Source organism: Pseudomonas sp. E141, from assembly GCF_052659885.1.
Map to the genome: position 1 here is coordinate 1,343,760 of NZ_CP084024.1, position 25,789 is coordinate 1,369,548.

Below are 25,789 nucleotides of genomic sequence, written 5' to 3' on the forward strand. Positions count from 1 at the left end.
AACAATGGCGACTTTAGTCGCCTTTTTTTCCGCCTCAACCTCCATGCCTACAAGCCGATACAGGCTGATGATTTCTTTTGGTCACAAGCAGTTGTATCCATCGCTGCTTGAAAAATATTCGGTTTCTCAACAGAGCAAGGAAGAAGCAAATGGCAGTGATAAATGGAACGAGTGGCGCGGATACACTGGCCGGGAGCAGTGATGATGACGAGGTCTATGGATTGGCCTCCAATGATGTACTCCTGGGTAGCGCTGGGGCGGACAGACTGGATGGGGGGACGGGGGTCGATACGGTGGATTATTCCGCGTCGGCGGCTGCCATCGACATTGATATTCGCAACGGTGTCGGCCGGGCTGGTGTCGGTGGTGATGCAGAAGGCGACACGTTATCGGCAGTGGAAAAAGTCGTCGGTACAGCTTTTGACGACACGTTCACCAGCGCGATCGGTAACGTGACCTTTGAAGGTGGTGCCGGCAACGATATCTACAACGTTGCCTCCACCGGTGTGAAGATCATCGAACAGGACAATGGTGGCTTCGACGAACTGCGCACCAGCGCTGCAACGACCACCATGGACATGTTCGTTGAGAAAATGGTGTACACGGGTACAGGCTCTTTTACCGGATACGGCAGTGCCAGTGACAACATCATTGTTGGTGGTGCGGGTAACGACGTGCTGTTCGGCGGTGATGGCGCCGACCAGTTCTTTGGTGGTGACGGTCTGGACGTGGCTGGTTATACCGACAGCAAGGTGGCGGTGAACATCAACCTCAAAACGGGTGTCCACTCCGGCATCGCTACCGGCGATACCTTCACCGACATCGAAGTCATTCGTGGAACAGGCGCCGCTGATACGGTGGTGGCGGATGACCGGGCAATCGGTTTTGATGGTGGCGCAGGTGTAGACACCATGGACTATTCTGGTTCCTCTGCTGCCATTGACGTCGACATCCGCAACGGTGTCGGCAGGGCTGGCATCGGTGGCGACGCAGAAGGCGACACGTTATCGGCAGTGGAAAAAGTCGTCGGTACAGCTTTTGACGACACGTTCACCAGCGCGATCGGTAACGTGACCTTTGAAGGTGGTGCCGGCAACGATATCTACAACGTTGCCTCCACCGGTGTGAAGATCATCGAACAGGACAATGGTGGCTTCGACGAACTGCGCACCAGCGCTGCAACGACCACCATGGACATGTTCGTCGAGAAAATGGTGTACACGGGTACAGGCTCTTTTACCGGATACGGCAGTGCCAGTGACAACATCATTGTTGGTGGTGCGGGTAACGATGTGCTGTTCGGCGGTGATGGCGCCGACCAGTTCTTTGGTGGTGACGGTCTGGACGTGGCTGGTTATACCGACAGCAGGGTGGCGGTGAACATCAACCTCAAAACGGGTGTCCACTCCGGCATCGCTACCGGCGATACCTTCACCGATATCGAAGTCATTCGTGGAACAGGCGCCGCTGATACGGTGGTGGCCGATGACCGGGCAATCGGTTTTGATGGCGGCGCAGGTGTAGACACCATGGACTATTCTGGTTCCTCTGCTGCCATTGACGTCGACATCCGCAACGGTGTCGGCAGGGCTGGCATCGGTGGCGACGCAGAAGGCGACACGTTATCGGCAGTGGAAAAAGTCGTCGGTACAGCTTTTGACGACACGTTCACCAGCGCGATCGGTAACGTGACCTTTGAAGGTGGTGCCGGCAACGATATCTACAACGTTGCCTCCACCGGTGTGAAGATCATCGAACAGGACAAGGGTGGCTTCGACGAACTGCGCACCAGCGCTGCAACGACCACCATGGACATGTTCGTTGAGAAAATGGTGTACACGGGTACAGGCTCTTTTACCGGATACGGCAGTGCCAGTGACAACATCATTGTTGGTGGTGCGGGTAACGACGTGCTGTTCGGCGGTGATGGCGCTGACCAGTTCTTTGGTGGTGACGGTCTGGACGTGGCTGGTTATACCGACAGCAAGGTGGCGGTGAACATCAACCTCAAAACGGGTGTCCACTCCGGCATCGCTACCGGCGATACCTTTACCGACATCGAAGTGATCCGTGGTTCGAATTTGAACGATACCTTCGTGGCGGACGGTCGGACGATCGGTTTTGACGGCGGCGCTGGCGTCGACACGGTGGATTACTCGACGTCGGCTGAGGCGATCAATGTTGATATTCGCGTCTACAAGGGCCTGCCTGGTGTTGGTGGTGATGCTCAGGGTGACACGTTGGAAGGCATCGAAAAGGTCATAGGCACCGCGTTCAATGACACGTTCACCAGTGCCTGGGGAGCCGTGACGATGGAAGGCGGGGCAGGGGACGATCTCTATACCGTCAATACCAGCGGCAACAAGACAATCGAGTTGGCTGATGGCGGCTATGACGAAGTGCGCACTAATCAGGCTACCTTCACCCTGAACCCGTTTATCGAGAAACTGACCTATACCGGCACAGCGGCGTTCACTGCTTACGGCAACGCCACCGACAACATCATCATCGGCGGTGCAGGCAACGACGTGCTGTTCGGCGGTGATGGCGCCGACCAGTTCTTTGGTGGTGACGGTCTGGACGTGGCTGGTTATACCGACAGCAAGGTGGCGGTGAACATCAACCTCAAAACGGGTGTCCACTCCGGCATCGCTACCGGCGATACCTTTACCGACATCGAAGTGATCCGTGGTTCGAATTTGAACGATACCTTCGTGGCGGACGGTCGGACGATCGGTTTTGACGGCGGCGCTGGCGTCGACACGGTGGATTACTCGACGTCGGCTGAGGCGATCAATGTTGATATTCGCGTCTACAAGGGCCTGCCTGGTGTTGGTGGTGATGCTCAGGGTGACACGTTGGAAGGCATCGAAAAGGTCATAGGCACCGCGTTCAATGACACGTTCACCAGTGCCTGGGGTGCTGTAACTCTGGAGGGCGGGCTCGGTGACGACGTATACATTGTCAACACCAGCGGGAACAAGACGGTCGAGTTGGCCGATGGCGGCTTCGACGAAGTGTTTACCAACCAGGCTATCTTCACTATGGACCCGTTCATTGAGAAGATGACTCATACAGGCACGGTTGCATTCACAGGCTACGGCAACACCGGCGATAACATCATCATCGGCGGCGGTGGCAACGACATACTGTTCGGCGCAGCGGGCGCGGATCAACTTATCGGCGGTGCAGGCGTTGATGTAGCCAGCTATGGTGACAGCCGGGTAGCGGTTACCCTCAATATGACGACAGGCGTCCATTCCGGTATTGCGGCCGGTGATACCTATCAAGAAATTGAAACGCTGCGCGGGTCGAGTTTTAACGACACCTTCGTCGGCGGCTCTCAAGCGATGGGTGTGGATGGCGCGTTGGGAACGGATCTGGCCAGCTATGAACAGTCCTCCAGCGCGGTGACCATCGACCTGACGACCAATGTGAACGCCGGCGATGCTGCGGGTGATACGTTTACCGCGATCGAGATATATCAAGGTTCCGGCTTCGATGACACTCTGTTGGGCTCGGCTAAAGCCGACATTTTTATCGGTGGTGCGGGCGCCGATATCATCGATGGGCGTGGGGGGGTGGACCAGGCTTGGTATATCAACAGTGCTGCCGCTGTGGAGATCAACCTTCAGACGGGCATTAATCAGGGAGGCGACGCCCAGGGGGATGTGCTGACTAACATCGAGCGGATCATGGGCAGCCAGTTCAACGACTCGATGACAGGAGACAGCCTGGCTAACTGGCTGGAGGGTGGGTTGGGCAATGACACCATCTACGGGGGCGATGGTGCCGATTACATCTATGGCGGCTTGTACACGGCTACAGGCCCGATGCTTCCCGGTAGCTCTACCAACGCAGCCCAGGCCGACCAGCTCTATGGCGGCCTCGGCAATGATGCGATCACCACGGCCAACTTGGACACCGGAACAGTGGCTTATGGCGAGGCTGGCAACGACGGCATCGCGGTGTTCAGTGGCACTGCTGACGGTGGGGATGGCAACGATATTTTGTTGGGCAAAGGGGATGGTTTCCGTTTATTGGGCGGCTCAGGCGATGACACTTTGACTGTCGCCGAAGGCGGACAGGGGTTCGTCAATGGAGGCCAGGATGATGATACCTACGTCATCGATACCTACGGCCAGGTCACGATCAAGGATGATGGTACGGGAGGGTTTGACCGGGTGTTGCTGAACGGAATGGAGTCGATGGACACCATAACGACCGTGCGAAGTGGCAATGATGCCTATATCTTCAATACCTCCAGCTACCATTCAGGCCAACCTCTTTCGGACATGGGCGTGAAGCTGCAAGACTGGTATGCAGGCTTTAACACGATCGAGCAGTTCCATACGTCCAATGGAGATGTCTTTACGATCCCTGCCTAATACCTGCGCGTGACCCCTTGCCCGCGGAACTCGATATAGGGCAGGGCTACAGAAACGCCTCTGGGTCTTATTGATCCGGAGGCGTTTTTTCATGTGCTTCCAGCATGGGCGCAATCTTGCGGGTGCGGGGCCTGCCGTAAACAGACTGTCTGGTGCGGAACTTGCAGATCCAGCGCAAAGCGCTCGAAGAGCGTCAAGTTTTCATACGACTTCTTTCATCAAGTCAGTAACGACTGGCGACATGGATTTCACGAACACCAAGGGACGGATAACAGTTGAAAACCCACAACGCTGTCAGTGCGCCTGTTGTCGCGTCTCCATTGAAAACGGCACTGCGCCGGGGCCTGATAGGTGCCGCGCTGTTTTCCGGGGTGATCAATATCCTGGCGCTGATTGGCCCGGTATTCATGCTGGAAGTGTATGACCGGGTCATTCCCAGTCAGAGCGTCCCGACTCTGGTCGCCTTGGGCCTGCTGGCGCTGGGGGTTTATGCGCTGTCGGGCCTGCTGGATATCATTCGCTCTCGAGTCATGGTGCGAATTGCTTCCTCACTGGATCTGGCGTTGTCTTCGAAGGTCTTCAGTGTGATTGCCGGTGCGTCGCTGAAAACACCCATTACCGGGGACGCCTTGAAACCAGCCCAGGAGCTGGACCAGATTCGCAGTTTTATTGGTGGGCCGGGCCTGGTGGCGTTTTTTGATTTGCCGTGGATGCCGGTTTATCTAGCGGTCTGCTTTTATATTCATCCGCTGTTTGGACTGTTGACCACCGGCCTGATGATTATCCTCATCGCGCTGACTGTACTCACTGACCGGCAGACCCGCAAATTGATGCAAGCGTCGGCCGATGCGTTGAACAAGCGCAATCATTTGGGACAGCAAGCGCACCAGAACGCCGAAGCCCTGATAGCGATGGGCATGCTGGCCAACACCTCGGCTATTTGGCAACAGACCCACAGCTCCTTTACCACTCTGCAACGACGTTCCATCGACATCGGCGGTTTTTACGGCGGGATTTCCAAAACTCTACGCCATGTCGTTCAGTCAGCTGCACTGGCCCTGGGTGCCTGGTTGGTGATCAAAGGTGATTTGAGCGCAGGTACGATGATCGCAGCCTCGATCATTGTGGCGCGAACGCTTGCTCCGGCCGAGCAGGTCATCGCCGCATGGCGCAGTTTGCTGAGTGCCCGTATCGCCTGGAATAAGTTGCTGGAAGTGTTCGCGTTGTTTCCGGATGCCCAGAGCAAGACCGAACTGCCCGCTGCTCATAGCAGTTTGCAGGTGGAGGGTATCTTTGCCGCTCCGCCCGGCGCACAACGTCTGACCTTGCAAAACATAACCTTCATGGTTTCCGCGGGTACCGCCGTCGGCGTGGTGGGACCGAGTGCATCGGGCAAGTCTTCCCTGGCGCGCGTGCTGGTCAATGCCTGGACGCCCGCGCGAGGGCATGTCCGGCTCGATGGTGCGCCACTGGATCTGCTGACTGAGCAGGCTCGAGGCAGATTGATCGGTTATTTGCCGCAAAGCGTTGGGCTGTTCACTGGAACCGTTGCCCAGAACATTGCCCGGCTGGACCCTTTGGCACAGGACAGCGCGATTGTCAGTGCCGCGCAATTGGCCGGCGTTCATGAGTTGATTCTGCAATTGCCCCAAGGCTATGAAACCCAAGTGGGAGAAGGTGGGGTCAACCTCTCGGCCGGTCAGCGACAACGGGTGGCACTAGCCAGGGCTTTGTTCGGTGATCCGTTCCTGGTGGTGCTGGACGAGCCTAACTCCAATCTGGATGCCGAGGGCGAGCAGGCGCTGGCCAAGGCAATACAGGCGGTCAAAGCTCGTGGCGCAATTGTCGTGGTGATTGCCCATCGCACCAGTATTTTGTCGGTAATTGACCATGTGCTGATTCTCGAAAACGGCATGCAGGCAGCTTTCGGTCCCAAGGATGTCGTCCTTAAAAGGCCGCCTGCGCCAGTTCCCCGGCCCGCCAACAATGTAGTGGAAATGGGAGTGTCCAACTGATGCAGGCCGATCAAGAAGTCAATCTGACCGATTCTGTATCCCGTCATCTGCGTTGGGGGGTGGTGTCATTGGTGGTGCTGCTCGGCGGAAGTCTGGCTTGGGCGATATTGACCAACCTGTCTGGTGCAGTCATCGCTTCGGGGGTGGTGGCCGTGGAGGGCAGTGTCAAGACCATCCAGCATCCTACCGGGGGAGTGGTGGCCGAATTGCTGATCAAGGAAGGGGATACAGTCGCGGCAGGGGACGTGTTGTTGCGTCTCGATGCCACCTTGCCAGCCGCTAGCCAGGCCATCGTAAGCAAGTCTTTGAACCAGGCCTGGGCCCGCCTGGCTCGCCTGGAGGCCGAGCGGGACAATGCCAGCGAAGTGACGGTGCCAAAAGAGTTGCTGAGTCGAATGAGCGTGGAAGAGGCCAAGGCAGTCATGGCCAGCGAGCAGCAACTGTTCATCGACCGCCGTGCTTCCCGGGAAGGCCAGAAGAAGCAACTGAGCGAACGCGTCCAGCAACTCAACGAAACCATTGCCGGCCACGACATCCAGCAAAAAACCAAGCTTGAGGAAATCGAACTGATCGATAGCGAATACCAAGCCGTCAAAAAGCTGTTCGACAAAGGCATGATGACCCTCGACCGGGTTAACGCCCTGGCACGAGGTATTGCCCGCTTGCGTGGAGAGCGGGGACAGTTGATGGCGTCCATCGCCGAGGCCCGGGGCAAGATCGCCGAAACCGAGTTGCAGCGGCTCCAGGTAGACCAGACTTTTCGCAGCGAAGTATCCCAGGAACTGCGGGATTTGCTGGCTCGCCAGGGCGAATTGATCGAGCGGGAAATCACTGCCAGCGACCAGCTCAGACGCATCGACATCACCTCGCCCATCGCTGGCCGGGTGCAGCAATTGGCGGTGCATACCATTGGAGGGGTCATTTCCCCCGCCGAGGGACTGATGCAAATCGTACCTGTTGACGATGAACTGCTGGTGGAAGCGAAGATCAGCGCCCAGGACATCGACCAGCTAACGGTCGGGCAATCGGCAACCTTGCGCTTGAGTGCGTTCAACCGCAGTACCACCCCTGAATTGACCGGAACTGTGGTGCGATTATCGGCGGATCTGATTCCGGACGAACGTACCGGGGTAGGATTTTATCGGGCGGGTATCAAGATTCCTCAAAGTGAATTGGCAAAACTGCAAGGACTAGCCCTCGTGCCGGGAATGCCAGTTGAGTCGATGATTCAGACCGGCTCCAGAAGCGTCATGTCTTACCTGCTCAAACCAATCAGCGACCATGCCCAACGAGCATTCAGGGAGGGCTAGTTCTTCATGCTGAATGGCTTGGCGAGGTAATAAACGCTAGAGCTTCAGATACCAGCATTTGCTGGCGCGTTTCCTGCAAGCCCCCCTCATATCGCCATAAAACGAGCGCTTGCGGCATACCGCGGCGCCCGGATCGGCATCGAAGGTGTAATCCCCGCGCCCGCAAAGCGAAACAACGCTTGGCCGAGCCCGGTGATGGACAAGAGGGGAGACGATGAAGGCAGTTATCTTGGCAGGTGGTCTCGGCACGCGGATCAGCGAGGAGTCGCACCTCAAGCCAAAACCGATGATCGAAATCGGTGGCAAGCCAATTCTTTGGCACATCATGAAGCAGTATTCCGCTCATGGAATCCACGACTTCGTCATTTGCCTGGGCTACAAGGGCTACGCCATCAAGGATTTCTTCGCCAACTACTTCCTGCACACCTCCGATGTCACGTTCGACATGTGCAACAACCGCATGGACGTTCACCAGAACTACAGCGAGCCGTGGCGCGTGACCCTGATCGACACGGGCGAAGAGACCATGACCGGCGGGCGGTTGCGTCGGGCGGCGCGTTATCTGGAAAACGAAGAGGCGTTTTGCTTTACCTATGGCGACGGCGTCTCGGACCTCAACATCGGTGCGCTGGTGGATTTTCACCTGGCGCACGGCAAGCTCGCCACGGTGACGGCGGTCCAACCTCCAGGACGTTACGGTGCGCTGGAGCGCAATGGTGATACGGTCCTTGGCTTTACCGAAAAACCCCGGGGCGACGGTGGCTGGATCAACGGCGGTTTCTTTGTCCTCTCGCCGAAGGTCCTGCCCTATATCGCTGACGACCAGACTTCCTGGGAGGCCGAGCCGCTGGCAGCGTTGGCAACGCAACAGCAACTGCAGGCGTTCCAGCACGACGGTTTCTGGCACCCGATGGACACCCTGCGCGATAAAAATCATCTTGAGGCCCTGTGGCAAAGCGGGGAGGCCCCATGGAAACAATGGGGTTGAGCCCGGAGTTCTGGCGCGGCAAGCGGGTGCTGGTCACCGGCCACACCGGTTTCAAGGGCAGTTGGCTGGCGCTGTGGCTGCAAAGCCTGGGCGCTCGGGTCAGCGGTTTTTCCCTGGATCCGGCCACCGAGCCCAGCTTGTTCGAGCTGGCACGGGTAGGCGAAGGCATCGATGATCGGCGCGGTGATTTGCGCGACCTCGGCGCGTTGCTGGAAGTGCTCGCCGACGTGCAGCCGCAGATCGTCCTGCACCTGGCGGCTCAACCATTGGTACGCGAGGGTTATCGCGATCCGCTGGGCACTTATTCCAGTAACGTCATGGGCACCCTGAACCTGCTCGAAGCGGTCCGCCAGATCGGCGGCGTGCGTGCCTGTGTTCTGGTCACTACCGATAAGGTCTACGCCAATCAGGAATGGCTGTGGCCCTACCGCGAAAACGAAGCCCTGGGTGGCCATGATCCTTACAGCAGCAGTAAGGCCTGCTGCGAGTTGCTGGCGCAGTCTTATGCCGCCTCGTTTTTCTCCGCCGATGGTTACGCCGAACACGGCCTGGCCCTGGCCACGGCCCGGGCTGGAAACGTACTGGGTGGCGGTGATTTTGCCCCTGAACGGCTGATTCCAGACGTGCTCAAGGCCTGGTCGGCGGACGAACCGGTGACGCTGCGTTATCCCCAGGCCGTACGCCCCTGGCAGCACGCCCTGGAGCCGCTGGCCGGTTACCTGCAATTGGCCGCGCGCCTCTATGAGCAAGGCCCGGAGTTTGCCGGTGCCTGGAACTTTGGCCCCGGCGAGGCCGACATGTGCAGCGTCGGCGAAGTCGTCCAGTTGCTCGCCGAGCGCTGGCCGCTGGCGCCGGGCCTACGGATCGAACCGAGTGATTTGCATGAAGCCGGCCTGCTGCGCCTGGACAGCAGCCGTGCCCGACAGTTGCTGGGTTGGCAGCCGCGTTGGTCGTTGCAGCAGTGTCTTGCCCAGACTCTCGATTGGCATTTGGCGTGGCAGAACGGCGATGACATGCGTGCGATAACTCTGAATCAATTGAATCTCTACAGAGGTCGGTTATGACTGATTTCACCCTTCAGGCGTTGGCGCTGGAAGGCTTATATCTGATCCGGCAAAAAGTCTTCTGCGATGATCGGGGGCGTTTTGCCCGATTGTTTTGTCAGTCCCGCCTCACGCTTCAGGGACGTCCATTCGCTATTCGCCAGATCAACCATTCACGTACGGTCGAAAAAGGTAGCGTTCGCGGTCTGCACTACCAAAAGCCCGGATATGCAGAGTCCAAGCTGATTACTTGCGTCCGGGGCGCGGTATGGGACGTGGTGGTCGACTTGCGGCCGCAATCCCCAACCTACCTGCAGTGGCATGCCGAGGAGCTGCGAGCCGATGACGGCCGCAGTTTGTTGATTCCTGCCGGTTTCGCTCATGGTTTCCAAGCCCTGACCGATGACGCTGAAGTGCTGTACCTGACCGATGCTGACTACGCTCCGGATCATGAAGCCGGCCTTTCGGTGATTGACCCTGCACTGTCTATACCCTGGCCGTTGCCGGTTAAAAACCTGTCGGCCAAAGACGCGAGTCATCCGTTGCTGGACAAAGACTTCAGTGGAGTTGAGCTGTAATGGGGCATTCCTCGACCGTACTGGTTACGGGAGCCACCGGCTTTGTCGGTCGGCATCTGGTCAGTGCTTTACTCGCTAAAGGCTTCAAGGTTCGAGCTTCTGGCCGAAACGTCGAAATCGCGCGTGCCATGCCATGGTTTGATGATGTGGAGTTCCGCACGGCAGACATCCACGCACCGGACCTGGACGTGGCCGCTCTGACTGACGGGGTCGAGGCCATCGCGCATCTGGCTTGGCCAGGCCTGCCGAACTATCAGGCGCTGTTCCATTTCGAGCGAACCTTGCCTTTGGACTACGCGTTTCTCAAGCGCGTGATCGAGGCTGGTGTCAGCCATGTGCTGGTCACCGGTACCTGTTTCGAATACGGGCTGCAAAGTGGCCCATTGAGCGAGACGGTGATCGCACAGCCTTGCACGCCGTATGGCCTGGCGAAACATACTTTGCACCGGTTCCTTGAAGCCTTGCAGCGCGAGCGCGCCTTTACGTTGCAGTGGGCACGCCTGTTTTATTTGCACGGCGAGGGACAGAACCCTAACAGTCTGTTGGCCAGTCTCGATCGGGCGATCAACGAAGGTGATGCGCAGTTCAACATGTCTGCGGGCGACCAGTTGCGCGATTACCTGGAAATCGGACAAGCCGCTTCTCAATTGGCCTCGCTGATTGCGCGGCGCGATGTCGATGGGGTGATCAACTGTTGCAGTGGTCATCCGGTGTCGGTGCGGGCTCTGGTTGAACAGCGAGTGCGTGAGCGCCAGTCGGCCATCGCCTTGAACCTGGGGCACTACGGGTACTCGGGGCATGAGCCCATGGCGTTTTGGGGTGATGCTCAGCGGATTTCGCAGCTCAGGAGAGAAGATCATGCAGCATGAACTGTATCGGGCGAGCGGACTGCCGATTCTGCAGAACCGCACATTTGCCACTGCCGAACAGGCTCAGGCGTCGGCCAGCGCGGATATCGTGCTGGTGCAGGACAGCCAGAGCGGTCTGATCTTCAATCAGGCATTCGACGCGAGCAAACTCAGTTATGACGTCGACTATCAAAACGAGCAGGCCCACTCAGTGCAGTTTCAACAGCACCTGAATGACGTCGAAGCGATCCTGGCGCGACATTTCAAAGACAAAAGCCTGATTGAAGTTGGCTGCGGCAAAGGTTATTTCCTCGAGATGCTGCGAGGCATGGGCTACGCCATCACCGGGATCGATCCTTCCTATGAAGGTGACAACCCTGATGTGATCAAGGCTCCCTTCAGTCGGGAGTTGGGGATGGCGGCTGATGCCATTGTGTTGCGCCATGTGCTGGAGCACATCAGCAATCCGGTTGGTTTTCTGGCTGAAATCGTCGCTGCCAACCAGGGCGGACAGATTTATATCGAAGTGCCGTGTTTCGACTGGATTGTCGAGCACAGAGCCTGGTTCGATGTGTTCTACGAGCACGTGAATTACTTCCGCCTAGCCGATTTGCGCGCAATGTTCGGGACGGTGCACGAGGCGGGGCATTTGTTCGGCGGCCAATACCTTTACATCGTTGCGGATCTTTCCACTTTACGCAGCACACCCGCCGAGGCACCACAGTCGCTGATACTGCCGGAAAACTTCACCGCCAGCCTCGACCGTGCCGTGCAGATCATCCGGGGCGCGCCTGAGCAAGGTTCGGCGATCTGGGGCGCTTCCTCCAAAGGCGTGATCTATTCATTAGCGCTGCAACGTGCAGGCGTGGCAGTGGATCGCGTGGTGGATATCAATCCAACCAAGCAGGGGCGCTACTTGCCTCTGAGTGGTGTGCGAGTGTCCTCCCCCCAGGAGGCGATGGACACCTTGCCCGAAGGCGCCAATCTGTTTGTGATGAATTCCAATTACTTCGAAGAGATCAAGCGGATGACCGGTGGGCGATACGTCTATCACGCCGTTGACAGCGCTTCGTTCCAATAACCGCGAGATTCGAACATGACCGACAATACTCTTCATAAAACTTTCGAAGCCCAATGCCAGGCTGAGATTTCAGCTCAAGGCCAAGACAAGAAAGTCGTTGCGCTGGCCAAGGAGTTTTTCAACGAATCGGCCCGTCACAAGTACAGCTACCATTTTTCCTGGATGGGCCGCCCCATCATCCAGTTGCCGCAGGACATGATGGCCATGCAGGAACTGATCTGGCAGATCAAGCCTGACCTGATCATCGAGTGCGGCATCGCCCACGGCGGTTCGATCATCTACTACGCCTCGTTGCTGGAACTGCAAGGCCATGGTGAAGTGCTGGGCATCGACCTGGATATCCGCCCCCATAACCGTGAAGCCATCGAAAACCACCCGATGAGCAAACGCATCTCGATGATCGAGGGTTCGAGCATCGATGCGGCTATCGCCGAGCAGGTCCATGCAGCGGCCAAAGGCAAGAAAGTCATCCTGGTGCTCGATTCCAACCACACCCACGACCATGTGCTCGAAGAACTGCGTCTGTACGCGCCGCTGGTTTCGGTAGGCAGCTATTGCGTGGTGATGGACACCGTGGTCGAGGACATGCCGGCGGACTTTTTCCCGGATCGTCCATGGGGCCCGGGCGACAACCCGAAAACCGCGGTGTGGAAATACCTCGAGGAAAATGGCGATTTCGAAATTGACCGGCAGTTGCAGAACAAGCTGCTGATCACCGTCGCACCGGATGGCTATCTGCGCCGGGTTCGTTAATTCATCCGTATCAAATCATTGGCGTCTGGCAGGTTGTGGGGACAGGAAATATGCAGGTTCGAAACAATGCTCAAAGCAACGTGGCACCGCTGAACGAGCGGTTCACAGTGGTGGTGATCTCCCACAACCGCAGTGCGTTCCTGCGCCGGACATTGCATTACTACAGCGGTTATCCATGTTCGGTGCTGGTGCTTGATTCATCGGTCGAGCGCGATGAGCAAATTGCCCGGGACTTTCCCTCGGTCGATTACCGGCACTTGCCTCAGTTCACCTACAAGGGGCTGCAAGACAAGCTGGTGTACGGCGTCAATCAGGTCACGACGCCCTACATGGTGTTCGCCGCCGATGACGATTTCCTGCTGCACGATGCCTTGACCGAATCGGTGGAGTTCCTCGAAGCCAACCCTGACTATGGCCTGTGCCATGGCTACGGAATGATGTACCTGGCTCGCGCGGCCGAGGTGAATTACTACCGCCGTGATTGCAGGGTGCAGGAGGACTACGGCAGCGAATTGGCTGAAGAGCGAGTCATACCCTTCATGGGGCAGTTCCTGCCGCCATTTTATGCGGTAACCCGTACGGACCTGCTGCAACAGTGGTATAGCCTGTTGCCGCCAGGTACCAGTTTCGAGTGGCAGGAAATTGGGCATACCTTTTATCTGCTGAGTTGTGCCAAGGCACGGATTCTGCCAATTCCGTTCGCCGTTCGGGAAATCGCCTATGGCGGCTCTGAACACAGCACCAACGTGTTAACTGTGCTCACCTACAATGATCCAAAAAGTGTTGTTGAGCGTGAGCAGTTCGCCGAGTTTCTGGCCTCCATTCCTACGCAGTTGAGTGAACAGGCGCCGGAACGGGTCAAGCAGATTGCCCTGGACAGTTTTGCAGCCATGGCTGATTGCCTGCTCCACGGGCGTTCGCTCAACGCGATGCAAATCGTTCGTTCGGCCTGGACCGAGGTCGGGGGCGAACCGATTCGTTCGTTTGGTCCGCGGCAGTTCGTCGAGATGCCGTTTTATAACCAGCGGATGTTCGACTTGTTGACCGAGTTCGAATTTCTCATTCATGCGATGCCGGCCGGCCGACTGCAACTCCAGGAGCTGGAAGGCATCCTGTTGCGCCAGAGGGAGTTGATGTGCATCCATCCCAACGATAATGAGCGCACTATCCGCGCCCGTCTGTGGGAGGCCTTGGCTCTTAATGTGTTCAACCGCTCGGTGGTCAGGCACCTGACGGAGTCGCTTAAGGGCACCGAGGAGCACGAAGAGTGCCTCAAACTGCAGGCCTGGGCGCAGCGTCTGGACTCGGTGCCGGGACAGCAGGATCGTCAGCTACTGGAGAACATGCACTCCGGCCGCTTGTTGAGCTGGCTTGAAGCACGTAACCCTGATGAACAGCAACTCAAGTCCATCGCCGCCCACCTGGCCGAACATCAGGGCGGGCCGCGGTTTGGCATCCTGTTGCTGGATCTGGACGCTGACATGTTCAAGTTGCAGGCTACCTTCGACAGCCTGGTCAATGGCCATTGCAAAGCATTCAACGTCGTGGTGTTCACCACGGGTGACTTGCCGGCGACCACCACCGCGCGTGACACCGTGCACTTCGTCAAAGTCAGCACCACCAATTACGTCGAGCGCATCAATCAGATCGTCGGGCAATCCACCGCCGACTGGCTGTTGCTGGCCGAAGCCGGTGACCAGTTCACCCAAAGCGGCCTGCTGCGCGCCAGCCTCGAACTGATCGGTGCCGAGGGCGTGCGCGCGGTGGCCATGGATGAAATCCAGCGCAAGGCCGATGGCGGCCTCACCGACGTATTCCGTCCGGGGGTCAACCTTGATCTGTTGCAATCGGTGCCTTCGTTGATGGCGCGGCACTGGCTGATTCGCCGTGAAGTGCTGACCCAAGTCGGTGGTTTTACCGCGCAATACACCCAGGCCCTGGAACTGGACCTGCTGTTGCGCCTGATCGAGGACGAAGGGCTCAGCGGCCTGGCGCATCTGGCCGAGCCGTTGTTGATCTGCAACGCCCCGACGCAGGAAGAAAACCCTCAAGAGCGTCAGGTGTTGACCCGTCACTTGACTGCCCGGGGTTATCGCGCCCAGGTCACTTCGGCCCAGCCGCTGACCTACCAGATCGATTACCAGCACGCCGAACGGCCGCTGGTGTCGATCATCCTTGAGAGCCGCGACAACTTCGAACACATCCAACAGGCGTTGGTCAGCGTGCTGCAGCGTACCCGCTACCATCGTCATGAAATCGTGATTGCCGACAACCACAGCCAATCCGAAGACCTGATCCAGTGGCTGGATAGCCTGGAAGGCAAGGGCGACCGGATTAGCATCCTGCGCAGCGACCGGCGCTTGAGTACTTCGGCGTTGTACAACTGGGCCAGCGGCCAGGCCAAAGGTGACTATCTGGTGCTGCTGTCGGCCCAGGTGCAAGTGATCAATGCCAACTGGCTAGACAGTCTGCTCAACCAGGCCCAGCGGCCTGAAGTGGGGATCGTCGGCAGCAAACAGATGGACATCCGCGGTGTCACCACCCAGGCCGGTCTGGTGCTTAAACCCGACGGCCAGGTGGGCTCGGTGTTTGTAGGCGAACGCAAGGACGCCAAGGGCTACCTCAACGGCCATCAGGTGGAGCAGAGCTACTCGGCGGTGTCGGGCGCTTGCCTGATGATCCGCAAGGAGCTGTTCGAAGCCGTGGACGGCCTGGACGAGGAGCACTTCGCTGACGCGTTAGCCGATGTCGATCTGTGCCTGAAAGCGGCCGATGCGGGTTATCTCACCGTCTGGACCCCTCAGGCCCAGATGCTGCACCCCGGCACATTCGCCCAAGCGCCACAGGCTGCCGGCGCTCTGCAGGACAAATGGCAGGCGCGCTTTGAACACGACCCGGCCCGTAACCCCAATTTGGCCTTGACCGGCACCGGCTTTGCGCTGGGCACTGCTACGGCTGTCGATTGGTCGCGGTTGCTCGCATAAGCCTGCCAGGCAAAAGGAATCAGGTATGTTCAACGGCAAATCGATTTTCATCTCAGGCGGCACCGGTTCGTTCGGGCGCAACTTCATCCGCCGGTTGCTGGAGCAGTACCAGCCCAAGCGGGTGGTGGTGTTTTCTCGTGACGAACTCAAGCAGTACGAGATGCAACAAACCTTCAATGCCCCGTGCATGCGTTATTTCTTGGGGGACGTGCGTGACGCCGACCGTTTGCGCCAGGCTATGCGTGGGATTGACTACGTGGTGCACGCGGCCGCCCTCAAACAGGTGCCGGCGGCGGAATACAATCCCACCGAATGCATTCGCACCAACGTCAATGGCGCCGAGAACATCATTGCGGCGGCCATCGATAACGGTGTGAAAAAAGTTGTTGCGCTGTCCACCGACAAAGCGGCCAGTCCAATCAACCTGTACGGCGCGACCAAGTTGCTGTCGGACAAACTGTTCGTGGCGGCCAACAATATCGCGGGTGAACAGCAGACCCGGTTCGCCGTGGTGCGCTATGGCAACGTTGCCGGCTCCCGGGGCTCGGTGGTGCCGTTCTTCAGCAAGCTCATTGCCGAGGGTGCGACGCAGCTGCCGATTACCGATGAACGCATGACCCGCTTCTGGATCACCCTCGACCACGGCGTGCAGTTTGTGCTCGACAGCTTTGCCCGCATGCACGGCGGTGAAGTATTCGTGCCAAAGATTCCGTCGATTCGTATCGTCGATCTGGCGTTGGGCATGGCTGGGCATTTGCCTCACAAGAACGTTGGAATTCGTCCTGGCGAAAAACTCCATGAGCTAATGGTGCCGCTCGATGACGCGCGCATGACCATCGAGTTTGCCGATCACTACACCATCCAGCCGTCGATTCGCTTCACCAGCGTGGATGTGGATTTCGCGCTGGACAATCTGGGGGAGTGCGGCAAGCCGGTGGCGGAGGACTTTGAATATCGCTCCGACACCAATCCGCACTTTTTGTCGGTGGATCAGATTGCCGACCTTCATGCCCGGTTGCCGACATGATTCCCTACGGGCGGCAAAGCCTCGATCAAGCTGACATCGATGCGGTGGTCGCGGTATTGCGCTCCGATTGGCTGACCCAGGGGCCGGCGCTTGAGCGTTTCGAACAGGCCATGGCCCTTCGTTGCCAGGCCGATCACGCCGTGGCGGTGTGCAATGCGACCGCTGCGCTGCACATTGCCTGCGTGGCGGCGGGGCTGGGGCCAGGTGATCGTTTATGGACCACCCCCAATACCTTCTTGGCCTCGGCCAACTGCGGGCGTTATTGCGGTGCGCAGGTCGATTTTGTCGATATCGATCCGCTGACCTGGAATCTCGATGCCGATGCCCTTACCACAAAACTTGAAGAGGCCGAGCGCGATGGGGCGCTGCCCAAGGTGTTGGTAGCGGTGGCGTTCTCGGGGCAAAGCTGTGACATGCGCAGAATCGGCCAGCTATCGGAGCGATACGGTTTCACAGTGATCGAGGATGCTTCCCATGCCGTGGGTGCGTCTTATGCGGGTCGACCGGTGGGCTGTGGCGAGTTCGCGGACATGACCGTGTTCAGTTTTCACCCAGTGAAAATCATCACCAGCGCCGAAGGCGGCATGGTCCTGACCAATCGCCCGGACCTGGCACAGCGCCTGCAACGCCTGCGCAGCCACGGAATGACCCGCGAGGCCGGCCAAATGACTGAGCCCAGCCATGGGCCGTGGTATTACCAGCAAGTCGAGTTGGGTTTCAATTACCGCATGACAGACCTGCAGGCCGCGCTGGGGCTCTCGCAGTTGAACAAGCTGGATGGGTTTATCGCACGGCGCCGTGAGCTGGCAGCGCGATACCATCGTTTGCTGGGCGGTTTGCCATTGACCTTGCCCGGCTTACAGCCCGACGCGGAGTCGGCCTGGCATTTGTATGTGGTGCGCTTGCAACTTGACGGCATCACCCTCAGCCATCTTCAGGTATTCGAGGGCTTGCGAGCGGCCGGGATTGGCGTAAATCTGCATTACATTCCGGTTCATTTGCAACCGTATTACCGTGACCTGGGATTCGCCACAGGTGATTTTCCCCAGGCCGAACGTTATTACAGTGAAGCCATCAGCTTGCCCATGTTTCCTTCCCTCAGTGATGAACAGCAGGACTATGTGGTCGAGCAACTGCGCCGATTGCTTGAGGAGTAACGAGGTGAACGCCATCGCGATCATTCCCGCCCGGGGCGGCAGCAAGCGGATCGCTCGCAAGAACCTGAAGCTGTTCGCTGACGTGCCCATTATTGTCCACTCGATTCGCACGGCCCTGGCCTCGCGGCTGTTCGATGAGGTGATTGTCAGCACCGACGACGAAGAAATCGCCGAGCTGGCGCAGGTTCATGGCGCGCGGGTACCGTTCATGCGTCCGGGCGCGCTGGCTGATGATTTCACCGGGACGGCAGCGGTGATCGCCCATGCGGTGGGCGAGTTGCGCGAGCGGTCGTTCGATTTCGCCTGTTGTATCTATGCCACCGCGCCGCTGTTGCAGGCGCGGTTCCTGCGTGAGGGATTTGAGTTGTTACGCGAGCACTCCGACAAGTCGTTCGCGTTTTCAGTGACCGGTTTTGGTTTTCCCGTACAACGGGCCTTGACCCTGGATGAGCAGGGCGCGCTGACCCCGCTTTATCCGCAGTTTCGCGACACTCGCTCTCAGGACCTGCCGGAAGCTTTCCAGGATGCCGGCCAGTTTTATTGGGGGCGTCGGGAGGCCTGGTTGCGGGGTGACGTGCTGTTTTCCCCCAACAGCCTGCCGGTGATCCTGCCCCGCCATCTGGTGCAGGACATCGATACCCCTGAAGACTGGAAGCGGGCCGAATACCTCTACGCCGCCTTGAAAGCAGGCGGGGAACTGCAATGAGGGTGCTGATTCGCGCGGACGCCTCGCCAACCATTGGCAGCGGGCACATTGCTCGCTGCCTGACGCTGGCTCGCGTGCTGCGCGGGCAGGGGGCACACGTCGCGTTTGCCTGTCGCTCGCTGTCAGGGCATCGATTACAGGCACTAGAAACCGAGGGCTTCGAAACATTTGCCTTGCCGGATCTTTATCCCGGTGAGGACCCGCTGCAGGCGATCGAGTCGTTGCTGCCCTGGCAGGCGGATATCACTGCGTTGGAACAGGCCTTGCGCGCTCAGCAGCGTTTCGACTGGATCATCGTCGACCATTATGGCCTGGACCATCATTGGCAAACCGCCGCACGGCGCTTTGCGCCCCGGATCATGGCCCTGGACGACCTGGCAACACGTACCTATAGCGTCGATCTACTGCTCAATCAGAACCTGTCCGGCACCCGGGCCGCGTACGCAGGGCTATTACCCGAGCACTGTCAGACACTGCTCGGGCCGCGGTACGCGTTGTTACGTGATGAGTTTTGTGGTCGGGCGATTGAACCAAAACCCGAGGTCAGACGGGTACTGGTCAACTTCGGCGGGTTTGATGCCGCGATGCAAACCCATCACGCCATGCAAGCGCTGGCGGATTTTGATGATCTTGAGGTCGACTTTGTCGCCGGTGCCGACAACCCGGCCTGGGCTCAGATGCAGGCGATGGTGGCGGCTCGGCCGCGCTGGCGGTTGCACAGTTTCGTGCGCAACTTTCATCAGCTCATGTTCGAGGCGGACCTGTTCGTCGGCGCCGGTGGAGGTACCAGTTGGGAGCGCGCCGCGATGGGCCTGCCTACGATTTGCATTGCGGTGTCGAACAATCAGCAGGCCAATGGCGAGGTGATGGCGACGTTCGGCGCACACGTTTATCTCGGACCTCGGGAGACGGTCAGCATCGAGCAGTTGCGCCAAGCCATCGGGTTCGTTGCGGACAATCACGGCATGCGCTGTAGTTTGGCCCAGCGCTCACGGCAATTGGTCGATGGCTTGGGCGCAAAAAGGGTCGCAGCGACGCTGGCCGGTGCTTTGCTGCGGATTCGCCCGGCCACGCAAGCCGACGCCCGGCTGCTTTTTGACGGACGTAACGCCGAGGCCGTGCGCCGCGTATCGCTGGATACGTCGATCATTGACTGGGACGGTCATTGCCAATGGCTGCAAGCAAGCCTGGTGAACGCACAGCGCCTGTTGCTGATCGGTGAAACCACGGACGGGCCCGTGGGCGCGTTACGTTATGACTTGCAAGGCACCGAGGCGCTGGTGTCGATTTATCTGTTCGAAAGTCGCCTGGGGCTGGGGTGGGGCAGGGCGCTGCTGGCCCATGGCGAAGCCTTTGCCAGCGCCCATTGGCCTCAACTGCGGACTCTCACCGCGCAAATACTGCCCGGTAATCAAGCATCCCTGAACCTGTTTCGGCAGGCCGGTTTTATTCAAAGTACCTGCGTGCTTACGCGTGTAGTGAAGGATCACCCCCATGAGTAGTTTCAAGATCGGCCACCGCAGCATCGGGTCGCAGGTGCCACCGTTCATCATTGCCGAAATGAGCGGCAACCATAACCAGTCCCTGGAGGTGGCGTTGCAGATCGTCGAAGCCGCCGCCCGGGCCGGTGCCCACGCCTTGAAGCTTCAAACCTACACCGCCGATACCATGACGCTGGATTTGAGCGAAGGTGAGTTCTTTATCAAGGACCCCAACAGCTTGTGGGCCGGGACCTCGCTTTATGACTTGTACGAAAAGGCTCATACACCGTGGGAATGGCATGCGCCAATTTTCGCCCGGGCCAAGGCGCTGGGCATGCTGGCGTTCTCGACGCCGTTTGACGAGACAGCCGTGGATTTCCTCGAGAGTCTGGAGGTGCCGGCCTACAAGATCGCCAGTTTCGAAAACACGGACCTGCCGCTGATCCGTCGGGTCGCCGCCACCGGCAAGCCGTTGATCATTTCCACCGGCATGGCCAGCATCGCAGAACTAGACGAAACCGTGCGTGCTGCCCGCCAGGCCGGCTGCAAGGATCTGGTGCTGCTCAAATGCACCAGCACCTATCCGGCCACGCCGGCCAACAGCAACGTGCGCACCATTGCTCATTTACGAGAATTGTTCGGCTGTGAGGTGGGCTTGTCGGACCATTCCATGGGCGTCGGGGTGTCTGTCGCCGCCGTGGCGTTGGGAGCCACCGTGGTGGAAAAACATTTCACTCTTGATCGCGCCGCCGGCGGAGTGGATGCCAGTTTCTCGCTGGAACCGGCGGAACTCGCGGCGCTGGTGATCGAAACCGAGCGCGCCTGGCAGGCGCTTGGGCAGGTGCACTATGGGGTGACGGAGGCTGAGCGCAAGTCGCTGGTCTATCGCCGGTCGCTGTACGTGACGCAAGACATGAACCCTGGTGATGCGTTTACGCCGCAGAACCTGCGGGCCATCCGCCCGGGCCTGGGACTGGCTCCCAAGCATGCAGACGCCGTGATGGGCCGGCACGCGCGCCAGGCGATCGCGCGGGGTACACCCCTGGCCTGGGCACTGGTTGAATAGCTTTGTGATCGAGCTAATCAGTAAAATCGCGTGACCTGTGAGTCATAACGCGCATCTTCACTGTATTGTATTGACCGGGAAGATGGCGCCTGGCCCTTATCAGGCCCAGTGATAGCCCTTTACACTTCCCGTTTGTCGGCGCCCCTCGAATCCTTGCGAGCGGTGGTATTGGGCTGTTTTTAATTGGGAAGCCGTAATGATTGGCATAAAAGGCATTGCGAGCTACGTTCCTGTAGCCGGCGTGGACAATTACGCACAAGGTGCGAAGTTCGACAAGGATGAAGAGTTCATCCTGGGCAAGATCGGTTCCGCCTTCTTGCCGCGCAAGGATGATGGACAGGAAACCTCGGACCTGTGTGTAGAAGCGGCCAATGCGCTGTTTGCCAACAATCCCGGACTGAAGCGCGAATCTGTCGATGTACTGATCGTCGTTACCCAGAACGGTGACGAAGAAGGCTTGCCTCACACGGCGGCCATCGTTCAGGACAAGCTGGGTTTGCCGACCACTGTCGCAGCGTTTGATATCTCCCTGGGCTGCTCGGGTTATGTCTATGGCATCTACGCCATCAAGGGCTTCATGGAAGCCGCCGGCCTGAAGAATGGCCTGCTGATAACGGCGGACCCGTATTCGAAAATCGTTGATCCGGAAGATCGCAACACCACGATGTTGTTTGGTGACGCCGCTACCGCTACCTGGATGGGCGAGGATGCACCGTGGCACCTGGGCAAGGCCAAGTTCGGCACGGACGGTTCCGGTGCGCCGCACCTGAAGGTCAGCGACGGGGTGTTCTTCATGAACGGTCGCCAAGTGTTCAATTTCGCCTTGATCAAGGTTCCGGCTCATTTGCATGAGTTGCTCGCCGATTCCGATCTGCAAGCCAGCGACATCGATGCGTTCTGCATTCACCAGGGCAGTGCGGCGATTGTCGATGCGGTGGCGCGGCGTTTCGAAGGCGAGCCGGAGAAGTTCATCAAGGATATGGTCGAGACCGGGAACACCGTGTCGTCGAGCATTCCATTGCTGCTGGAAAAGCACGTGCTCGATTCCGACTGGAAACGCGTGGCGTTAAGTGGTTTTGGCGTGGGCCTGTCCTGGGGTTCGGCGATCATTTATCGTCCTTGAGCCGTTAATGCCCGAGCACAAAAAATAGCGTCCAAGGTGTAACCTTGAACGCTATTTTTTTGCCTGATGGAAAAGCGAGACGCCATGAGCGAGTTCTTTGAGCGCAATTTCCAGGTGATCGAGCAACGCTGGCCGGCCGTGGCCCAGCGGTTGCTGCTGGAGAATGCCGGTGAGTTGCAGGCCGATCTGGTGGAGGGCCTGGGTTCGACCCTGAGCATCAACGGCATCCAACTGACCAGTCGGCATGACCGTCTCGCCGAAGCTGAACTGCAAGCGACCAGTCTGCCGCAGGACGCCACCATGGTGCATGTCTACGGCACCGGGTTGGGCGACCTGCAAAACCGCTTGCTGGAGCGGGCAGGGCTCGAGCGGTTGTATGTTCATGTTCTCAACGGCGCGGTGTTTTCCCTGGTACTGCAGGTACTGGATCAGATGCCATGGCTTGCCGATCCCAGGGTGGTGTTGCTCTACGCGGGCGATCTGGCGGAAATCCAGTTGCCATTCTTCGCGCTCCCCACCGAGCTGGTACTGGCCGATGATTACAGTGCCAAGATTCGTGATCGCCTGATCAGCGAAATTCATCTGGACTTCACTAATCGGGAGTTCGATCCCCAAGCCCCCGAGATCGTCGAGCGGCTGCAATCGACATTCAATCTCGTGCGGGACGACCGCGATGTTGCCGAGCTGTTCGGCGCGTTCAAGGGGCGTGAGGCGTTCGTCGTTGCCACCGGTCCCAGCCTTGAGCAACATTTCGAGAGGCTGCGCGGCTTGAATAGCCAAGCCGAGCGGCCGCTGTTGATCTGTGTCGATACGGCCTATCGGCCCTTGATCACCCAAGGCATCCGACCGGATATCGTGGTCAGCATTGATCAACGCATTTCGGCGCGCCACCTTCCGCCCGAAGACACCGGCGACATTGCCCTGGTTTACCTGCCAATGGCGGATCCATCGGTGATTGAAGCCTGGCAGGGTCGCCGTTATGCCGGTTATTCCGCCAGCCCTGTCTATCATCAAATGCGCCAGCAACTGCCTCGGGGCGAGCTGTACGTAGGTGGCAGCGTGATTCATCCGGCCGTGGACCTGGCCGTCAGGATGGGTGCGACGCAGGTCACTTTGTTCGGAGCCGATTTCGCTTTTCCCCATGACAAGACCCATGCGGGTTGGGGCGACGGCGACCTGGGGCCTCAGTTGGACGCATCCAGGCACTGGGTGCTTGATGGCCATGGCCAGCGGGTCAAGACTCAGCTCAACTTCCGTAGCTATTTGTGTGAGCTGGAGCGATTTGTCGCCAAGCACCCTCAGGTGCGCTTTTATAACAGCAGTCGAGATGGAGCGATGATCGTGGGTACTGCTTTTCATCCGGAGTTTGTGCGATGAGCGGCCTTGAGGTGGTCATCGAAGACGCGCGCGGGTGTGCTCGGCTGTTCCGTCTTGGCCGCGATGTCGAGGCGGGGCTGGCGATGGTTGCAGTGGTCGAGGCGGCCCAGCCTTTTGTCGAGCTTATGCCTGGCGATGTCCAGTCATCGTGGGGCGGTTTGCTTGGCTTGATGTTCAACGATCAGCAGGCTCAGAACTGGCTTTCGCTGGCGGACTATCTGGAGTTCGAGTTGATTGAGCTATTGACCGCTGGTCAGGCGGTTTAAGTCTTTTCTCCCCTTTGCTAGGGCCGCTGGCTGGACGAATGGCGGCTCCGGCATTTCCCTGGCGTCATTTTTTTACCTTCTGAGCGCTGCCAAGTCCTTGATTTACGAGGGGTGGCACCCTGATGGCAAATTATTTGAAAAAACAGCTAAAGCAAGTTCCGATTACGACGATAACTATTACGAAGGTTCTCTAGGCCACACCCGGCGGTTGCCAGGGCCGGAAGCCGCAGTACCCAACCAACGAGGAATTCGTCATGGCTTTAACAGTAAACACTAACGTCACATCGTTGAACGTTCAAAAGAACCTGAACAAGGCTTCCGATGCACTGTCCACTTCGATGACTCGTCTGTCTTCCGGCCTGAAAATCAACAGCGCCAAAGACGACGCCGCCGGCCTGCAGATCTCTACCCGTATGACCTCGCAAATCCGCGGTCAAACCGTTGCGATCAAGAACGCCAACGATGGTATCTCCATCGCTCAGACCGCTGAAGGCGCTCTGCAGGAATCCACCAACATTCTGCAGCGTATGCGTGAACTGGCAGTACAGGCTCGAAACGACAACAACGGCACTGCTGACCGTGTCGCTCTGGACAAAGAATTTGCCCAGATGTCGGACGAGCTGACCCGTATCGCCGATTCGACCAACCTGAACGGCAAGAACCTGATTGACGGTTCCGCTGGCACCATGACCTTCCAAGTCGGTTCCAACACTGGTGCCACCAACCAGATCACCTTGACTCTGAGCGACAGCTTCGATGCATCGACCTTGGGTGTTGACTCTGGCACCATCGTGATCAGCGCTGTTGACAGTGACACTGCTGAAACCAACACCGCAGCAGCAATCGTCGCAATCGACGCTGCTCTGGCAACCATCAACGCCAGTCGTGCTGACCTCGGTGCTGCACAGAACCGTCTGACCAGCACCATCTCCAACCTGCAGAACGTCAACGAAAACGCCGCCGCTGCACTGGGTCGTGTACAAGACACCGACTTCGCTGCTGAAACTGCCCAGCTGACCAAGCAGCAGACTCTGCAACAAGCTTCCACTTCGGTTCTGGCCCAGGCCAACCAACTGCCATCCGCTGTACTGAAGCTGCTTCAGTAATCGCCGGATGAGTTTTAGCGGGGGAGTGCGCTTGCGTACTCTCTCGCTTTTTCCGTTCAAGAGGTGATGGACATGGATATGAGCGTGAAGCTGAACTTGTCTTATCCAGCTGCGAAGCCGGCAACGACATTTGCCGACAAACCAGTGGAGAAGCCTCGAGCCGATGCTGCCACCGTGGTACCGGTCAAGGATGAGCCAAAAGACGCTGAGGCCGAGCAGGAAAAGCTGAAGAGAGCGGTTCAGGAAATCGAAACCTTTGTTCAGTCGGTCAAGCGCAACCTGGAGTTCTCAATCGATGAGCCTTCAGGCAAAGTGGTCGTCAAAGTGATTGCCAGTGGCTCCGGTGAAGTGATTCGCCAGATCCCTAATGAAGAAGTGCTTAAACTGGCGAACAGTTTGAATGATGCAAGCAGCCTGTTGTTCAGCGCACAAGCCTGACAGCTGGCACGAATTTTGTTGTTCGGTTCTTTTGAGCGTTGAAAGGTCAAAAGG

Annotated in this window: 21 protein-coding genes; all 21 read left to right on the forward strand. The window is 58.3% G+C overall.

Annotated features, from left to right (window positions below; translation table 11 throughout):
* Positions 1-4 precede the first annotated feature (4 nt).
* The gene (locus GKKCFE_RS06115) at positions 5-202 is read left to right on the forward strand and encodes a hypothetical protein (RefSeq protein ID WP_445577601.1); all 198 of its coding nucleotides are present in this window, start codon (positions 5-7) and stop codon (positions 200-202) included.
* Positions 150-4,388, forward strand: a complete 4,239-nt coding sequence (locus tag GKKCFE_RS06120; RefSeq protein WP_445577602.1) for a beta strand repeat-containing protein — start codon at positions 150-152, stop codon at positions 4,386-4,388. The genes GKKCFE_RS06115 and GKKCFE_RS06120 overlap by 53 nt, the downstream gene beginning before the upstream one ends.
* Before the next feature lie 275 nt (positions 4,389-4,663).
* On the forward strand, positions 4,664-6,403 hold the full coding sequence (locus tag GKKCFE_RS06125; RefSeq protein WP_445577603.1) for a type I secretion system permease/ATPase: 1,740 nt from the start codon (positions 4,664-4,666) through the stop codon (positions 6,401-6,403).
* Entirely contained in the window at positions 6,403-7,713 is a 1,311-nt protein-coding gene (locus GKKCFE_RS06130) for an HlyD family type I secretion periplasmic adaptor subunit (RefSeq protein ID WP_445577604.1), read from the forward strand. The genes GKKCFE_RS06125 and GKKCFE_RS06130 overlap by 1 nt, the downstream gene beginning before the upstream one ends.
* A gap of 214 nt (positions 7,714-7,927) precedes the next feature.
* On the forward strand, positions 7,928-8,701 hold the full coding sequence (gene rfbF / locus GKKCFE_RS06135) for a glucose-1-phosphate cytidylyltransferase (RefSeq protein WP_445577605.1): 774 nt from the start codon (positions 7,928-7,930) through the stop codon (positions 8,699-8,701).
* Complete coding sequence (gene rfbG / locus GKKCFE_RS06140; protein ID WP_445577606.1) at positions 8,683-9,765, forward strand: CDP-glucose 4,6-dehydratase; 1,083 nt, start codon at positions 8,683-8,685, stop codon at positions 9,763-9,765. Before rfbF ends, rfbG begins: the two co-directional genes overlap by 19 nt.
* The gene (gene rfbC / locus GKKCFE_RS06145; RefSeq protein ID WP_316912769.1) at positions 9,762-10,322 is read left to right on the forward strand and encodes a dTDP-4-dehydrorhamnose 3,5-epimerase; all 561 of its coding nucleotides are present in this window, start codon (positions 9,762-9,764) and stop codon (positions 10,320-10,322) included. Before rfbG ends, rfbC begins: the two co-directional genes overlap by 4 nt.
* Entirely contained in the window at positions 10,322-11,191 is an 870-nt protein-coding gene (locus GKKCFE_RS06150; protein ID WP_173407221.1) for an NAD-dependent epimerase/dehydratase family protein, read from the forward strand. The genes rfbC and GKKCFE_RS06150 overlap by 1 nt, the downstream gene beginning before the upstream one ends.
* On the forward strand, positions 11,181-12,251 hold the full coding sequence (locus GKKCFE_RS06155; RefSeq protein WP_445577607.1) for a class I SAM-dependent methyltransferase: 1,071 nt from the start codon (positions 11,181-11,183) through the stop codon (positions 12,249-12,251). Before GKKCFE_RS06150 ends, GKKCFE_RS06155 begins: the two co-directional genes overlap by 11 nt.
* A gap of 15 nt (positions 12,252-12,266) precedes the next feature.
* On the forward strand, positions 12,267-13,004 hold the full coding sequence (locus GKKCFE_RS06160) for a cephalosporin hydroxylase family protein (protein WP_316912771.1): 738 nt from the start codon (positions 12,267-12,269) through the stop codon (positions 13,002-13,004).
* A 50-nt stretch (positions 13,005-13,054) separates the two neighbouring features.
* A complete protein-coding gene (locus GKKCFE_RS06165) occupies positions 13,055-15,988 on the forward strand; it encodes a TIGR00180 family glycosyltransferase (protein WP_445577608.1) in 2,934 nt (977 codons plus the stop codon).
* Positions 15,989-16,013: 25 nt separating this feature from the next.
* Positions 16,014-17,015, forward strand: a complete 1,002-nt coding sequence (gene pseB, locus GKKCFE_RS06170) for a UDP-N-acetylglucosamine 4,6-dehydratase (inverting) (RefSeq protein WP_173407218.1) — start codon at positions 16,014-16,016, stop codon at positions 17,013-17,015.
* The gene (pseC, locus tag GKKCFE_RS06175) at positions 17,012-18,172 is read left to right on the forward strand and encodes a UDP-4-amino-4,6-dideoxy-N-acetyl-beta-L-altrosamine transaminase (protein WP_445577609.1); all 1,161 of its coding nucleotides are present in this window, start codon (positions 17,012-17,014) and stop codon (positions 18,170-18,172) included. The genes pseB and pseC overlap by 4 nt, the downstream gene beginning before the upstream one ends.
* 4 nt (positions 18,173-18,176) lie before the next feature.
* Entirely contained in the window at positions 18,177-18,878 is a 702-nt protein-coding gene (gene pseF / locus GKKCFE_RS06180; protein WP_445577610.1) for a pseudaminic acid cytidylyltransferase, read from the forward strand.
* Positions 18,875-20,380 (forward strand): UDP-2,4-diacetamido-2,4,6-trideoxy-beta-L-altropyranose hydrolase, encoded by a 1,506-nt coding sequence (gene pseG / locus GKKCFE_RS06185; protein ID WP_445577611.1) that lies wholly within the window; start codon positions 18,875-18,877, stop codon positions 20,378-20,380. The genes pseF and pseG overlap by 4 nt, the downstream gene beginning before the upstream one ends.
* Complete coding sequence (gene pseI, locus GKKCFE_RS06190; protein ID WP_316912776.1) at positions 20,373-21,425, forward strand: pseudaminic acid synthase; 1,053 nt, start codon at positions 20,373-20,375, stop codon at positions 21,423-21,425. Before pseG ends, pseI begins: the two co-directional genes overlap by 8 nt.
* A 196-nt stretch (positions 21,426-21,621) precedes the next feature.
* Complete coding sequence (locus tag GKKCFE_RS06195) at positions 21,622-22,548, forward strand: ketoacyl-ACP synthase III (protein ID WP_047226235.1); 927 nt, start codon at positions 21,622-21,624, stop codon at positions 22,546-22,548.
* A gap of 84 nt (positions 22,549-22,632) precedes the next feature.
* On the forward strand, positions 22,633-23,925 hold the full coding sequence (locus GKKCFE_RS06200) for a motility associated factor glycosyltransferase family protein (protein WP_445577612.1): 1,293 nt from the start codon (positions 22,633-22,635) through the stop codon (positions 23,923-23,925).
* Positions 23,922-24,191 (forward strand): hypothetical protein, encoded by a 270-nt coding sequence (locus GKKCFE_RS06205; RefSeq protein ID WP_445577613.1) that lies wholly within the window; start codon positions 23,922-23,924, stop codon positions 24,189-24,191. The genes GKKCFE_RS06200 and GKKCFE_RS06205 overlap by 4 nt, the downstream gene beginning before the upstream one ends.
* 254 nt (positions 24,192-24,445) lie before the next feature.
* Positions 24,446-25,297 (forward strand): flagellin domain-containing protein, encoded by an 852-nt coding sequence (locus GKKCFE_RS06210; protein WP_186654032.1) that lies wholly within the window; start codon positions 24,446-24,448, stop codon positions 25,295-25,297.
* 72 nt (positions 25,298-25,369) lie between these two features.
* Complete coding sequence (locus tag GKKCFE_RS06215; RefSeq protein ID WP_047226239.1) at positions 25,370-25,735, forward strand: flagellar protein FlaG; 366 nt, start codon at positions 25,370-25,372, stop codon at positions 25,733-25,735.
* Positions 25,736-25,789: the final 54 nt, after the last annotated feature.

Bases quoted from the DNA above. Each gene is read 5' to 3' on its own strand.
- GKKCFE_RS06115 (WP_445577601.1), top strand. From the start codon at position 5: ATGGCGACTTTAGTCGCCTTTTTTTCCGCCTCAACCTCCATGCCTACA.
- GKKCFE_RS06120 (WP_445577602.1), top strand. From the start codon at position 150: ATGGCAGTGATAAATGGAACGAGTGGCGCGGATACACTGGCCGGGAGC.
- GKKCFE_RS06130 (WP_445577604.1), top strand. From the start codon at position 6,403: ATGCAGGCCGATCAAGAAGTCAATCTGACCGATTCTGTATCCCGTCAT.
- rfbF (WP_445577605.1), top strand. From the start codon at position 7,928: ATGAAGGCAGTTATCTTGGCAGGTGGTCTCGGCACGCGGATCAGCGAG.
- rfbG (WP_445577606.1), top strand. From the start codon at position 8,683: ATGGAAACAATGGGGTTGAGCCCGGAGTTCTGGCGCGGCAAGCGGGTG.
- rfbC (WP_316912769.1), top strand. From the start codon at position 9,762: ATGACTGATTTCACCCTTCAGGCGTTGGCGCTGGAAGGCTTATATCTG.
- GKKCFE_RS06150 (WP_173407221.1), top strand. From the start codon at position 10,322: ATGGGGCATTCCTCGACCGTACTGGTTACGGGAGCCACCGGCTTTGTC.
- GKKCFE_RS06155 (WP_445577607.1), top strand. From the start codon at position 11,181: ATGCAGCATGAACTGTATCGGGCGAGCGGACTGCCGATTCTGCAGAAC.
- GKKCFE_RS06160 (WP_316912771.1), top strand. From the start codon at position 12,267: ATGACCGACAATACTCTTCATAAAACTTTCGAAGCCCAATGCCAGGCT.
- GKKCFE_RS06165 (WP_445577608.1), top strand. From the start codon at position 13,055: ATGCAGGTTCGAAACAATGCTCAAAGCAACGTGGCACCGCTGAACGAG.
- pseB (WP_173407218.1), top strand. From the start codon at position 16,014: ATGTTCAACGGCAAATCGATTTTCATCTCAGGCGGCACCGGTTCGTTC.
- pseC (WP_445577609.1), top strand. From the start codon at position 17,012: ATGATTCCCTACGGGCGGCAAAGCCTCGATCAAGCTGACATCGATGCG.
- pseG (WP_445577611.1), top strand. From the start codon at position 18,875: ATGAGGGTGCTGATTCGCGCGGACGCCTCGCCAACCATTGGCAGCGGG.
- pseI (WP_316912776.1), top strand. From the start codon at position 20,373: ATGAGTAGTTTCAAGATCGGCCACCGCAGCATCGGGTCGCAGGTGCCA.
- GKKCFE_RS06195 (WP_047226235.1), top strand. From the start codon at position 21,622: ATGATTGGCATAAAAGGCATTGCGAGCTACGTTCCTGTAGCCGGCGTG.
- GKKCFE_RS06200 (WP_445577612.1), top strand. From the start codon at position 22,633: ATGAGCGAGTTCTTTGAGCGCAATTTCCAGGTGATCGAGCAACGCTGG.
- GKKCFE_RS06205 (WP_445577613.1), top strand. From the start codon at position 23,922: ATGAGCGGCCTTGAGGTGGTCATCGAAGACGCGCGCGGGTGTGCTCGG.
- GKKCFE_RS06210 (WP_186654032.1), top strand. From the start codon at position 24,446: ATGGCTTTAACAGTAAACACTAACGTCACATCGTTGAACGTTCAAAAG.
- GKKCFE_RS06215 (WP_047226239.1), top strand. From the start codon at position 25,370: ATGGATATGAGCGTGAAGCTGAACTTGTCTTATCCAGCTGCGAAGCCG.